This window comes from Pseudomonas sp. Arb-4-2C (assembly GCF_055755015.1).
This window is the reverse complement of the sequence record NZ_CM146899.1, coordinates 2077760-2090931: the sequence shown is the minus strand read 5'-3', so window position 1 is coordinate 2090931 and position 13172 is coordinate 2077760. Positions and strand designations below refer to the sequence as shown.

Sequence of the window (13172 nt, the reverse complement as noted above, 5' to 3'; positions counted from 1 at the left end):
GGTTGCAGCGAAAGTGGCGAGGGTGGCCAGTTGGCTTCATTGAGCACAGTGGCCGAGCAGCCCAGAGAGCAGTGCTTTTTGTGACGAGGGAGCAAGCTTCCTCGCCACAGAGGGGATCAGGCCTGAGCATCAGCCTCGGCGATCTGCGTCCACAGCGCCGGGCCGCCAGCGGATTTGGCAATGATTTCCAGCCGCACCTGATGCGCCGCCAGCTCTTCTTCCGTCGCACGAATGATCCGCGCAGGCTGACGATCAGCCGGCAGGCGGCGGATTTCAGTGGCGGAGTTGTCCGCGCCCTCGCCCGTGCCATTACCGTCAGAGGCATTGCCGGCCAGCGACAGGCTGGTCTGGCCTCCTGTCATGGTCAGGTAGACGTCGGCGAGAATTTCCGAGTCGAGCAAGGCGCCGTGCAGTTCACGGCCGGAGTTGTCGACACCATAACGCTTGCACAATGCATCGAGGCTGTTGCGCTGCCCCGGGTGACGTTCCCGGGCCATCATCAGGGTGTCGAGGATGCTGCAGTGCTGCGTGATGTCAGCACGATCGTGCTGGCCCATCAGAGCGAATTCGTTGTTGATGAAGCCAACGTCGAACGCCGCGTTATGGATGATCAACTGCGCGCCGTTGATGAACTCGAAGAACTCGTCGGCCACTTCGGCGAAACGCGGCTTGCCGACGAGAAACTCGTTGGTGATGCCGTGGACGCCGATCGCGCCCTCGTCACTCTCGCGATCCGGTTGCAGATAAACGTGAAAGTGTCGGCCCGTCAGGCGCCGACCGATCAGTTCGACACAGCCGATTTCAATGATCCGGTGACCATCGGTCACCGGCATGCCGGTGGTTTCGGTATCGAGTACAACGGATCTGGTGGCCATCAGTGTTCAATTCTCAACGGGGTCAATCGTGCAAAGGCGGCGATGTTAACACGCTCGGCGGGGTGTTTCAGTCAGACCGTATCGCGCCCATTCGCGAGCAGGCTCGCTCCCACAGGTAACCGCATTCCAATGTGGGAGCGAGCCTGCTCGCGAAGGCCACGACTCGGTGCAATGGAGGGAATCAGCTCTGCTTGTAACCGCGCACTTCGTCAACCCCCCGGTTGGCCAACTGGTCAGCCCGCTCGTTGCCGTGATGACCGATGTGCCCGCGCACCCACTTCCAGGTGACCTTGTGCCGGTTGACCTGCTCGTCCAGCTCTTTCCACAGGTCGGCGTTTTTCACTGGCTCCTTGGCTGCGGTTTTCCAGCCGCGTTTTTTCCAGTTGGCCATCCACTCGTTGATGCCCTTCATCACGTATTGCGAGTCAGTCACCAGCAGCACTTCGCACGGCCGCTTCAAGGCTTCGAGGCCACGAATGGCGCCGAGCAGTTCCATGCGGTTGTTGGTGGTGTTGGCTTCGCCGCCCCACAGTTCCTTTTCGACGCCCTTGCACACCAGCAAGGCGCCCCAGCCGCCGGGGCCGGGATTGCCCTTGCAGGCGCCGTCAGTGAACAGTTCTACGCTATCGACGCTTTCGCTCATGCCACTCTATCCAGAAAAATGCCTGGCCCCGTCAATCGCGGATCGACGATGGCCGCGGCCGGAGCAAGTCCGGCCACTATAAAAAGAAGGTTTACGGTTCGATACGACGGCGGTTGACCTTGGCCATCGGCAGCGGAATCAGCTTGCCCATCGGCTCGCGGCGCTCCTGGCGCACCGGACGCAGGCCGACCACGATCTTGCGCGCGACCAGTAAATAGAAGCCGCCGCCCGACAGTTGCCAGTCACCGGCCTTGCGTTCCCAGCCGGCCAGTCGGGCCTGCCACTTGGGCGACGCGAGCGGCGGACGATAGCACCCGAAGCGGCGTTTCTCCAGCGCAAAGCCCAGCAGATTAAGCCAGTCAGCCACCCGTGACGGCGAGATACAGCGCGCCTGGCGCAAGGCGTCGTGGGCGAAAACATGGCGCAGCCCCCAGGCGCTCCAAGGGTTGATGCCGATGATCAGCAAATGCCCGCCGGGCCGCACGCTGCTCGCCGCTTCACGCAGCAAACCGTGGGGCGACAGGCAGAAATCCAGGCCATGCTGCAACACCACCACGTCGGCGGCGTGCTCGCTCAACGGCCAGGCCTGCTCCTCGCAGACGATCTCCACGCCCGGCAACGGCGCACCGAGGCGCACGTTGCGCTGCACCTGCGGCGCTGACGGCGGGGTCTGGGCCGAGGGCCCGTAATGCACCAGATAACCGCCGAAGAAGCGGCCCAACTCGTCTTCGAGCATGCGCCGTTCTTCATCCAGCAGAAATTGCCCGAGCGGGCCGGCCAGCCATTCACGGGCCGCGCCGATCAACGCCAGCCAGTCGGGATCGGCCTGAGCGAACGCTTTATCGGTCATGTCATTCTCCAACGCCGCTAGAAGCTCTAAGATGCGCCAATGTTTTCCGCTTGGCGAATTCCGACGATGATACAGATCAGTGCCCTGCCCGCGTTCACCGACAACTACATCTGGTTGTTACAGGATCACCGCACCCAGCGTTGCGCCGTGGTCGACCCGGGCGATGCCGCGCCGGTGCAGGCCTGGCTGGCCGCGCACCCGGGCTGGGTGCTGAGCGACATTCTGATTACCCATCACCACCATGATCACGTCGGTGGCGTCGAGCGTCTGAAAGCGGCGAGCGGCGCCAAAGTCTACGGTCCGGCCAGCGAGAACATTCCGGGGCGCGACGTGCCGCTCCAGGACAACGACACGGTCAGCGTCCTCGGCTGGGACTTCGATGTCTATGCGGTGCCGGGTCACACCCTCGGCCACATCGCCTATTACCACCACGGCCTGCTGTTTTGCGGCGACACCCTGTTCGCCGCCGGCTGTGGACGCTTGTTCGAAGGCACGCCGGAACAAATGCACCAGTCGCTCAGCCGTCTCGCCGCCCTGCCCGAGGATACGCTGGTGTATTGCACCCATGAATACACCCTGAGCAATCTGAAGTTTGCCGCGGCGGTCGAACCGAGCAACCCGGACATCGCCGCCCGTCTGAAAGAGGTCAGCGAAAAACGCGAGAAAGGCGTCATGTCCCTGCCCTCGACCCTGGCCCTGGAAAAGCTCACCAATCCGTTTTTGCGCACCGCTGAAACATTGGTTACACAAAAAGTGGACGAACGGGCAGGCGCTCAAAACCGGGCGCCGAGTGAGGTTTTTGCGGCTCTGCGGGCCTGGAAAGATACGTTCTAAGTGACTCACCACTCGGTACAAAAATTCTGAATGGTTGACCGCAGGGGGTGCGCTTTCTAGAATCGCCCGACATTTTTGCCCGGAACTTACTTCCAGCCAATGTCGTCATCCATACGTAAGTCCGTCAATTCAGACACGTTGACCCGCTTGGCGCAAGCCATCGCGGTGGCTGTGTCCGCCACGCTGGCGGGCTGCTCCAGCCATGCTCCGCAGACTGAAGCGAGCCATACGCCGAACATTGCTGCGCGAGCCAAGCAGAAGCCGATCTGGCTGACTGAAAAGCCAAGCCCACAGGTGCCTCAGGACATCTGGGAGCGCATGCGCGGCGGTTTCCAGCTGCAGGACGGCCTGGGCGTGAACCCGCGCATCGAGCAACAGCGCCTGTGGTTTGCCAGCAACCCGTCCTTTCTCGAGAACGCCGGCGAACGCGGCAGCCTCTACATTCATTACATCGTCGAGCGTCTTGAAGAGCGCAACATGCCGCTGGAACTGGCCCTGCTGCCAGTGATCGAGAGCGCCTACAACCCGATGGCCTATTCCCGGGCCGACGCGTCGGGCCTGTGGCAGTTCATCCCGTCCACCGGCCGCTACTACAACCTGCGCCAGACCCGTTTTTATGATGGCCGTCGCGATATCACCGCCTCGACCACCGCCGCGATGGATTACCTGACCCGTCTGCACGACATGTTCAACGGTGACTGGCTGCTGGCCCTGGCGGCTTACAACGCCGGTGAAGGCACCGTCAGCCGCGCCATCGAGCGCAACGAGAAGCTCGGCCTGCCCACCGACTACTGGAACCTGTCGTCGTTGCCGGCGGAAACCCAGGCCTACGTGCCAAAACTGCTGGCCTTATCGCAAGTGGTGCTGGCCCCGGAAGCCTACGGGGTGAACCTCAACCCGATCGCCAACGAACCGTACTTCCAGGTCGTCGAAATCAACCAGCGCATGGACCTGTCCAAGGTCGCGGCAGTGGCCAACATCGACGAAGACGAACTGTTCCAGCTCAACCCGGCGTTCAAGCAACGCACCACCGTCGATGGCCCTCAGCATCTGCTGGTGCCGACGTCCAAGGCGCAACTGCTGACCGCCAGCCTGCAGACCATGCGGCCTGAAGAACTGATCAGTCCGCGTTCGCTGAAACCGGTGTTCGACGGCGCCGACCCAAGCGAAGTGGCGAAGCTCAAGCGCGCCTACCGGGTCAAACGCGGTGACAACCTCGGCTCCATCGCCAAGGCCAACAAGGTCGAAGTCAAGGATCTGCAGCGCTGGAACAAGCTGACTGGCAAGAACCTCAAGGTCGGCCAGACCCTGGTGATGCAGGACACCACCAAGCGCACCCCGGCGCGCAGCGGTGGCCGGGTCAACACGGTGATCGCCGCCAACAGCAAGACCAAAGGCAAGGCCGACAGCCAGCAGCAGACCCAGTACAAGGTCAAGCGTGGCGACACCCTGTACGTAGTGGCCAAGCGTTTCAACGTCGAGATGCAGCATCTCAAGCGCTGGAACCCGGGTGCCGGCAAGGCGTTGAAACCTGGGCAGATGCTCACGGTTTACCAGCCGCACTGACAGAAGAGCCCCTGACATTCAGGGGCTTTTTTTGCTTTTGGCTCCCACAAAAGCAAAAGCGATAGAACACGATTAACAGCGCATTAAACCGCTGTCTTTTTCCTGTCCAGACAAGCTGTTACTGTACGGCCCACAAAGCCCAAGCCGCCTGGACCGGATCTGACTTGAAGCGTCCCCTCCTCCTGCTCCTGATCAGCCTGGCCTTGAGCTCACCCGCAAGCGCGACGATTACCGAAAGTCATGGTTATGCGCAGTTCGGCACGCTCAAGTACCCGGCCAGATTTACCCACTTCGACTGGGTCAACCCGCAAGCGCCCAAGGGCGGTACGTTGCGGGTGATGGCGTTCGGCACCTTCGACACGGTCAATCCGTACACCTTCAAGGGCACCAGCCCGGTCACTACACCGAACTTCCTGCAGTACGGCATCAACGAACTGAACGAACCGCTGATGGTCGGCACCGGCCAGTATTCGCCGTCTGGTGACGAGCCGGCGTCGAGCTATGGCCTGATCGCACAATCGGTGGAGTACAGCGAAGATCGCAGCTGGGTGGTGTTCAATCTGCGCCCCGAGGCGCGCTTTCACGATGGCACGCCGATCACCGCCTACGACGTGGCGTTCTCCTATCGGTTACTGCTCAAGGAAGGACATCCGCTGTACCGTACCGCCCTGCAGGAAGTCTCACGCGTCGACATCCTCAACCCGCAACGCGTTCGCTTCGTGATGAAGCGCTCGGGCAATCCGCTGCTGATCCTGCGTCTGGGCGAGCTGCCGGTGCTGCCACAACATTACTGGAAAGGTCGCGACTTCAAGGCCACCACCTTCGAACCGCCGCTGGGCAGCGGGCCGTACCGCATCACCTCGGTAACGCCAGGTCGCCAGTTGATCTTCGAGCGGGTCAAGGACTATTGGGGCAAGGACCTCGCCGTCAATCGCGGCAAGTACAACTTTGATCGCATGGAGGTCGAGTTCTACCGCGACAGCGACGTCGCCTTCGAAGCGTTCAAGGCCGGTGAATTCGACATCTACATCGAACATCAGGCAAAGAACTGGGCCAACGGCTACAAATTCCCGGCCGTGCGCCGTGGCGAAGTGATCAAGGCGCAGATCCCGCACCAGATCCCGACCCAGAGCCAGGGTCTGTTCATGAATACCCGCCGCGCAACGTTTTCCGATGTGAAGACTCGCGAGGCGCTGGGGCTGATGTTCGACTTCGAGTGGACCAATCGCGCGTTGTTCAGCGACGCCTACAAACGCACCACCAGTTATTACCCCAACAGCGAATTTTGCGCGACGGGGCTCCCGGTCGGGCATGAATGGCTGATGCTCAAGCCGTACAAGGAGCAACTGCCGGCCAAGCTGTTCACCGAGCCGTTCACGTTGCCGCAAACCGACGGTCGCGGCATCCCGCGGGAAACCATGCGCAAGTCGCTGGCATTGCTCGCCGAAGCCGGCTGGAAACTCAACGGCCAGCGTCTGCAAAACGCCTCAGGACAGCCGCTGAGTTTCGAGTTGCTGCTGGTCAACCCGAACCTTGAGCGGATCCTGCAGCCGTACATCGAGAACCTCAACAGCATCGGCGTCGATGCGCGCCTGCGCACGGTGGATCGCGCCCAGTACAAACAACGTCTGGACCAGTTCGATTTCGACATGATCCTGATGACGCTCAACCAGACCCTCAGCCCGGGTCTGGAGCAATGGCAGTACTTCCATTCCAGCCAGGTCGGGGTCAAAGGCAGCAAGAATTACGCCGGCATCGCCAACCCGGTGGTCGATCACCTGCTCGAACAACTGCTCGCCGCGCAAACCCGCGATGAACAGGTCGCCGCCGGCAAGGCGCTCGACCGCGTGCTGCTGTGGCAGCACTACAGCATTCCCAACTGGTACCTCAATTATCACCGACTGGCCTACCGCAACCGGTTGGCTTTCGTTACCACGCCGCCCTACACCCTGGGCCTGAGCGCGTGGTGGCTGAAATCTTCGGAGAACAATAAATGAAGCCCATCCGCGCCCTGCTCGTGCAGGCCAGCGGTCTGCTGTTCGCCGGGCTGGCCTGCGCCGCCCCGCAACACGCCGTGACCCTGTACAACGAGCCGCCGAAATACCCGGCCGATTTCAAGCAGTTCGACTATGTGAACCCCGACGCGCCCAAGGGCGGGATCTTCCGTCAGGCCGGGTTCGGCGGCTTCGACAGCCTCAACCCGTTCATCAGCAAAGGTGTACCGGCCGATGACGTCGGGCAGATCTATGACACCCTGACCAAGCACAGCCTCGACGAACCGTTCACCGAATACGGCCTGATCGCCGCCAAAATCGAAAAAGCCCCGGACAACAGCTGGGTGCGCTTCTACCTGCGCCCGGAAGCACGTTTTCATGACGGCCATCCAGTGCGCGCCGAAGACGTGGTGTTCAGCTTCCAGACCCTGACCAAGGACGGCTCGCCGCTGTTTCGCGGCTACTATAGCGATGTCGAAGAGGCCATCGCCGAAGACCCGCTCAAGGTCCTGTTCAAGTTCAAGCACAACAACAATCGTGAGTTACCGCTGATTCTCGGGCAGTTGCCGGTGCTGCCGAAGCACTGGTGGGCCACTCGCGATTTCACCAAGGGCAACCTGGAGATTCCGCTGGGCAGCGGCCCCTACAAGGTCGCCGACGTGAAGGCTGGGCGCTCGGTGCGTTATGAGCGGGTCAAGGACTACTGGGGCAAGGACCTGCCGGTCAATCGCGGGTTCTACAACTTCGACGTGATGACCACCGATTACTACCGCGACAACACCGTCGCCGTCGAAGCGCTGAAGGCCGGCCAGTTCGATTACTGGCTGGAAATGACCGCGAAGAACTGGGCCAACGCCTACAACATTCCGGCGGTCACCGAAGGTCGCTTGATCAAGGAACAGATCGCCAACAGCAACCCGACCGGCATGCAGGGCTTTGTCTACAACCTGCGCCGCCCGGTGTTCCAGGATGTGCGCGTGCGTCAGGCGCTCGGCCTGCTGTTCGATTTCGAATGGACCAACAAACAACTGTTCAACAGTGCCTACTTTCGCACCCGCAGCTATTTCGAGAACTCGGAAATGGCCGCCACCGGCCTGCCGGACGCCGAACAACGGGCGATCCTCGAACCGTTTCGCAGCAAGCTCCCGGCCCAGGTGTTCAGCGAAGCGTTCGAGAACCCGAAGACCGACGCCAGCGGCATGATCCGCGCCCAGCAGCGCGAGGCCTATCAACTGCTGCAAGAGGCCGGCTGGAAGATCGTCGACGACAAAATGGTCGACGCCACGGGCAAACCGGTGGTCATTGAATTCCTGCTGGCGCAGACCGAATTCGAACGCGTGCTGTTGCCGTTCAAGCGTAACCTCGCCGACCTCGGCATCGATCTGGTGATCCGCCGCGTCGACGTTTCGCAGTACATCAACCGCGTGCGCTCGCGGGACTTCGACATGATCGTCGGCAGCTTCCCGCAATCCAACTCGCCGGGTAACGAGCAGCGCGAATTCTGGATGAGCGCCGCCGCCGACAAACCGAGCAGCCGCAACACCATGGGCCTGAAGGACCCGATCGTCGATCATCTGGTGGAAAACCTGATCAACGCCGATTCGCGCAACAGCCTGGTGGCCCATGCCCGGGCGCTGGATCGGGTGCTGCAATGGGGTTACTACGTGGTGCCCAACTGGCACATCAAAACCTGGCGCGTGGCCTACTGGAACCACATCGGTCACCCGAAAGTCTCGCCCAAATACGACATCGGGATTAACACCTGGTGGGTCAAGCCCGACGCGAAACCCGCCATAGAAGTCGAAACCAAACTGCAAGCCGACCCTGTGGGCACGGAGTAATCAGATGCTGGCGTATATTTTTCGGCGACTGTTGCTGATCATCCCGACCCTGTTCGGCATCCTGCTGATCAACTTCGTGATCATCCAGGCCGCTCCCGGCGGCCCGGTGGAGCAGATGATCGCCAAGCTCGAAGGCTTCGAGGGCGCCACCAGCCGCATCGCCGGTGGCGGTGCCGAGGTGTCGGTGGCAGGTTCCGCCTATCGCGGCGCGCAAGGCCTGGACCCGGCGCTGATCAAGGAAATCGAGCACATGTACGGGTTCGACAAGTCGGCCCCGGAACGCCTGTGGATCATGGTCAAGAACTACGCGAAGCTGGACTTCGGTGACAGCTTCTTCCGCGACGCCAAGGTCATCGACCTGATCAAGGAAAAGATGCCGGTCTCCATCTCGCTGGGGCTGTGGAGCACGCTGATCATGTACCTGGTGTCGATCCCGCTGGGGATCGCCAAGGCCACGCGGCATGGCAGTCACTTCGACGTCTGGACCAGTTCGGCGATCATCATCGGTTATGCGATTCCGGCGTTCCTGTTTGCGATCCTGCTGATCGTGGTGTTTGCCGGCGGCAGTTATCTGGACTGGTTCCCGTTGCGCGGGCTGACCTCGAACAACTTCGATGAGCTGAGCCTGGGCGGCAAGGTCCTCGACTACTTCTGGCACCTGGCGCTGCCGGTGACCGCGCTGGTGATCGGCAACTTCGCAACCATGACCCTGCTGACCAAAAACAGCTTCCTCGACGAGATCAACAAACAGTACGTAGTCACCGCCAAGGCCAAGGGCCTGACGCGCAATCGCGTGCTTTACGGCCACGTGTTCCGCAACGCCATGCTGCTGGTGATTGCCGGTTTCCCGTCGGCGTTCATCGGCATTTTCTTCACCGGCTCGTTGCTGGTGGAAGTGATCTTTTCCCTCGACGGGCTCGGCCTGATGAGTTTCGAAGCGGCGATCAATCGCGATTACCCGGTGGTGTTCGGCACCCTGTTCATCTTCACCCTGCTGGGGCTGGTGGTGAAACTGATCGGCGACCTCACCTACACCCTGGTCGATCCGCGCATCGACTTCGCCAGCCGGGAGCATTGAGATGAACCTGTCCCCTCTCAACCGCCGCCGGTTCGAACTGTTCAAGGCCAACAAGCGTGGCTGGTGGTCGCTGTGGCTGTTCCTGATCCTGTTCGGCCTGAGCCTGGGCGCCGAGCTGATCGCCAACGACAAACCGCTGGTGGTGCACTACGACAACAACTGGTACTTCCCGGCGATCAAGCGCTACCCGGAAACCACCTTCGGCGGCGAATTCCCGCTGGAAGCCAACTACAAGAGTCCGTACATCCGCGAACTGCTCAAGGCCAAGGATGCGTGGGTCTTGTGGGCGCCGATTCCCTACAGCTACCAGAGCATCAACTACGACCTGAAAGTCCCGGCACCCGCGCCACCCTCGGCAGACAATCTGCTGGGCACTGACGATCAAGGCCGTGACGTACTGGCACGGGTGATCTATGGCTTCCGTATTTCGGTCCTGTTCGCCCTGACGTTGACGGTATTGAGTTCGATCATCGGCGTGATTGCCGGGGCCTTGCAGGGTTTCTATGGCGGCTGGGTCGATCTGGCCGGGCAGCGCTTTCTGGAGATCTGGTCGGGGTTGCCGGTGCTGTACCTGCTGATCATTCTGGCCAGCTTCGTCCAGCCAAATTTCTGGTGGCTGCTGGGGATCATGCTGCTGTTCTCGTGGATGAGCCTGGTCGATGTGGTGCGTGCCGAGTTCCTGCGTGGGCGCAACCTCGAATACGTGCGCGCCGCACGGGCGCTGGGCATGCGCAACGGCGCGATCATGTTCCGCCACATCCTGCCTAACGCGATGGTCTCGACCATGACCTTCATGCCGTTCATCCTCACCGGCGCCATCGGCACCCTCACCGCTTTGGACTTCCTCGGCTTCGGCTTGCCGGCCGGCAGTCCGTCGCTGGGTGAACTGGTGGCTCAGGGCAAATCCAACCTGCAAGCGCCGTGGCTGGGCATGAGCGCGTTCGCCGTGCTGGCCCTGATGTTGAGCCTGCTGGTGTTTATCGGCGAGTCCGCTCGCGATGCCTTCGACCCGAGGAAGTGAAATGAATCAGGACAATCTGATCGAAGTGCGCGACCTGGCCGTCGAATTCGGTTTCGGCGAGCGCGTGCATCGCGTGGTCGAAGGCGTGAGTTTCGACATCAAACGCGGCGAAACCCTGGCACTGGTCGGCGAGTCCGGCTCGGGCAAATCGGTGACTGCGCACTCGATCTTGCGTTTGCTGCCCTACCCGATGGCCCGGCATCCGGCCGGCAGCATCAATTACGCCGGGCAGAATCTGCTGGGGCTGAGCGAGAAAACCATCCGCCACATCCGTGGCAACCGGATCGCGATGATCTTTCAGGAGCCGATGACCTCGCTCAACCCGCTGCACTCGATCGAGAAGCAGATCAACGAGATCCTCGGCATCCACAAGGGCCTGAGCGGCAAAGTCGCGACCAAGCGCACGCTGGAGCTGCTGGATATGGTCGGCATCCCCGAGCCGCACAAGCGCCTCAAGGCCCTGCCCCACGAATTGTCCGGCGGCCAGCGCCAGCGGGTGATGATCGCCATGGCGCTGGCCAACGAGCCGGAACTGCTGATCGCCGATGAACCGACCACTGCGCTGGACGTGACCGTTCAGCTGAAAATCCTCGATTTGCTCAAGGAACTTCAGGCTCGATTGGGCATGTCGCTGTTACTGATCAGTCACGATTTGAACCTGGTGCGAAGAATTGCGCATCGCGTATGTGTCATGCAGCGCGGTTGCATCGTCGAACAGGCATCGTGCGAAGAGCTGTTCCGTTCGCCGCAGCATCCGTACACTCGGGAATTGCTCGGCGCGGAGCCCAGCGGAGGCCCGGCGAGCAATAAAATCGGCGCGCCGCTGCTTGAGGTCGAGAACCTGAAAGTCTGGTTCCCGATCAAGAAAGGCCTGCTCAAGCGCACGGTGGATCACGTCAAGGCCGTGGACGGCATCAACTTCAGCCTGCCTCAGGGTCAGACTCTGGGGATTGTGGGGGAAAGCGGTTCCGGTAAATCCACGCTGGGTCTGGCGATTTTGCGGTTGATCGGCAGCAAAGGCGCGATCCGCTTTGAAGGTAAGCAGCTAGACTGCCTGACGCAGAATGAGGTTCGCCCGTTGCGTCGGGAGATGCAGGTGGTGTTTCAGGACCCGTTTGGCAGCCTGAGCCCACGGATGTGCGTGAGCGACATCGTTGGCGAAGGCCTGCGGATTCACAAGATGGGCACCGCAGCCGAACAGGAAGCGGCGATCATTGCGGCATTGAAGGAGGTAGGTCTGGATCCGGAAACCCGGCACCGCTACCCCCACGAGTTTTCCGGTGGGCAACGGCAACGTATCGCCATTGCCCGGGCTTTGGTGCTGAAACCGGCGCTGATCCTGCTGGACGAGCCGACCTCGGCGCTCGACCGGACGGTGCAGCGGCAAGTGGTGGAGCTGTTGCGTTCACTGCAAGCCAAGTACAACCTGACGTATTTGTTCATCAGCCATGACCTGGCTGTCGTCAAAGCGCTGAGCCACCAGTTGATGGTGGTCAAGCATGGCCAAGTGGTCGAACAGGGAGACGCGCAAGAAATCTTTGCCGCCCCTAAACATCCGTATACACAGCAGTTGCTGGAAGCCGCTTTTTTGGCACCAGCCACTGCGCAATAACCTGAAAGAGGAGCAACACATGGGTTTTCTCGCCGGTAAGCGCGTACTGATCGTCGGTGTCGCCAGCAAGCTGTCCATCGCATCCGGCATCGCTGCCGCCATGCATCGCGAGGGCGCTGAGCTTGCCTTCACTTATCAGAACGACAAACTCAAAGGTCGTGTTGAAGAATTCGCCCAAGGCTGGGGTTCGAGCCCTGAGCTGTGCTTCCCGTGCGACGTGGCCAGCGATGAAGAAATCGCCAAGGTCTTCGAAGCACTGAGCAAGAAGTGGGACGGCCTGGACTGCATCGTGCACTCCGTTGGTTTCGCCCCGGGCGACCAACTGGACGGCGACTTCACCGAAGCCACCACCCGTGACGGTTTCCGCATCGCTCACGACATCAGCGCCTACAGCTTCGTGGCCCTGGCCAAGGCGGGTCGCGAAATGATGAAAGGCCGCAATGGCAGCCTGCTGACCCTGTCGTACCTGGGCGCCGAGCGCACCATGCCGAACTACAACGTCATGGGCATGGCCAAGGCTTCGCTGGAAGCTGGCGTACGTTACCTGGCCGGCTCCCTGGGCCCGGACGGCACCCGCGTCAACTGCGTATCGGCTGGCCCGATCCGTACCCTGGCAGCGTCGGGCATCAAGAACTTCCGCAAGATGCTGGCCGCCAACGAAGCGCAAACCCCGCTGCGTCGCAACGTCACCATCGACGAAGTCGGCAATGCCGGCGCCTTCCTGTGCTCCGACCTGGCGTCGGGCATCAGCGGTGAAATCATGTACGTGGACGGCGGCTTCAACACCACCGCCATGGGCAACATCGAAGAGTAATCTTCGCTTAGCCAATAAAAAACCCGCCCATTGGCGGGTTTTTT

At 61.2% G+C, this 13172-nt stretch carries 11 protein-coding genes; 8 read left to right on the top strand and 3 right to left on the bottom strand.

Annotated elements, in window-relative coordinates; translation table 11 throughout:
- Positions 1-116: 116 nt before the first annotated feature.
- From dnaQ to AC0J41_RS09440, 3 genes are all read right to left on the bottom strand, one after another.
- A complete protein-coding gene (dnaQ, locus tag AC0J41_RS09450) occupies positions 117-875 on the bottom strand; it encodes a DNA polymerase III subunit epsilon (protein ID WP_473015298.1) in 759 nt (252 codons plus the stop codon).
- A 181-nt stretch (positions 876-1056) separates the two neighbouring features.
- Positions 1057-1518 carry a ribonuclease HI gene (gene rnhA / locus AC0J41_RS09445; RefSeq protein ID WP_003224162.1) on the bottom strand — a complete coding sequence of 154 codons (462 nt, stop codon included), beginning with the start codon at positions 1516-1518 and terminating at the stop codon, positions 1057-1059.
- A 91-nt stretch (positions 1519-1609) separates the two neighbouring features.
- Entirely contained in the window at positions 1610-2368 is a 759-nt protein-coding gene (locus tag AC0J41_RS09440) for a methyltransferase domain-containing protein (protein ID WP_025109093.1), read from the bottom strand.
- A 66-nt stretch (positions 2369-2434) separates the two neighbouring features.
- Here AC0J41_RS09440 and gloB point away from each other — a divergent pair, with 66 nt between their 5' ends.
- The 8 genes from gloB (at position 2435) to fabI (ending at position 13128) form a co-directional block, all read left to right on the top strand.
- Positions 2435-3202: a hydroxyacylglutathione hydrolase gene (gene gloB / locus AC0J41_RS09435; RefSeq protein ID WP_473015295.1), complete on the top strand. Its 768-nt coding sequence runs from the start codon at positions 2435-2437 to the stop codon at positions 3200-3202.
- Positions 3203-3301: 99 nt separating this feature from the next.
- Complete coding sequence (locus tag AC0J41_RS09430; RefSeq protein WP_025109091.1) at positions 3302-4768, top strand: LysM peptidoglycan-binding domain-containing protein; 1467 nt, start codon at positions 3302-3304, stop codon at positions 4766-4768.
- Positions 4769-4932: 164 nt separating this feature from the next.
- Positions 4933-6765: an extracellular solute-binding protein gene (locus tag AC0J41_RS09425; protein ID WP_473015294.1), complete on the top strand. Its 1833-nt coding sequence runs from the start codon at positions 4933-4935 to the stop codon at positions 6763-6765.
- On the top strand, positions 6762-8603 hold the full coding sequence (locus AC0J41_RS09420) for an extracellular solute-binding protein (protein ID WP_473015293.1): 1842 nt from the start codon (positions 6762-6764) through the stop codon (positions 8601-8603). The genes AC0J41_RS09425 and AC0J41_RS09420 overlap by 4 nt, the downstream gene beginning before the upstream one ends.
- Before the next feature lie 4 nt (positions 8604-8607).
- A complete protein-coding gene (locus AC0J41_RS09415; protein WP_025109088.1) occupies positions 8608-9681 on the top strand; it encodes a microcin C ABC transporter permease YejB in 1074 nt (357 codons plus the stop codon).
- Position 9682: 1 nt separating this feature from the next.
- Positions 9683-10702 carry an ABC transporter permease gene (locus AC0J41_RS09410; protein ID WP_025109087.1) on the top strand — a complete coding sequence of 340 codons (1020 nt, stop codon included), beginning with the start codon at positions 9683-9685 and terminating at the stop codon, positions 10700-10702.
- A gap of 1 nt (position 10703) precedes the next feature.
- A complete protein-coding gene (locus AC0J41_RS09405; protein ID WP_473015292.1) occupies positions 10704-12314 on the top strand; it encodes an ABC transporter ATP-binding protein in 1611 nt (536 codons plus the stop codon).
- A gap of 19 nt (positions 12315-12333) precedes the next feature.
- Complete coding sequence (gene fabI / locus AC0J41_RS09400; RefSeq protein ID WP_007910591.1) at positions 12334-13128, top strand: enoyl-ACP reductase FabI; 795 nt, start codon at positions 12334-12336, stop codon at positions 13126-13128.
- The last annotated feature ends 44 nt before the right edge of the window (positions 13129-13172 follow it).

Bases quoted from the DNA above. Each gene is read 5' to 3' on its own strand.
- gloB (WP_473015295.1), top strand. From the start codon at position 2,435: ATGATACAGATCAGTGCCCTGCCCGCGTTCACCGACAACTACATCTGG.
- AC0J41_RS09440 (WP_025109093.1), bottom strand. From the start codon at position 2,368: ATGACCGATAAAGCGTTCGCTCAGGCCGATCCCGACTGGCTGGCGTTG.
- dnaQ (WP_473015298.1), bottom strand. From the start codon at position 875: ATGGCCACCAGATCCGTTGTACTCGATACCGAAACCACCGGCATGCCG.
- AC0J41_RS09405 (WP_473015292.1), top strand. From the start codon at position 10,704: ATGAATCAGGACAATCTGATCGAAGTGCGCGACCTGGCCGTCGAATTC.
- AC0J41_RS09420 (WP_473015293.1), top strand. From the start codon at position 6,762: ATGAAGCCCATCCGCGCCCTGCTCGTGCAGGCCAGCGGTCTGCTGTTC.
- AC0J41_RS09415 (WP_025109088.1), top strand. From the start codon at position 8,608: ATGCTGGCGTATATTTTTCGGCGACTGTTGCTGATCATCCCGACCCTG.
- rnhA (WP_003224162.1), bottom strand. From the start codon at position 1,518: ATGAGCGAAAGCGTCGATAGCGTAGAACTGTTCACTGACGGCGCCTGC.
- AC0J41_RS09410 (WP_025109087.1), top strand. From the start codon at position 9,683: ATGAACCTGTCCCCTCTCAACCGCCGCCGGTTCGAACTGTTCAAGGCC.
- AC0J41_RS09430 (WP_025109091.1), top strand. From the start codon at position 3,302: ATGTCGTCATCCATACGTAAGTCCGTCAATTCAGACACGTTGACCCGC.
- fabI (WP_007910591.1), top strand. From the start codon at position 12,334: ATGGGTTTTCTCGCCGGTAAGCGCGTACTGATCGTCGGTGTCGCCAGC.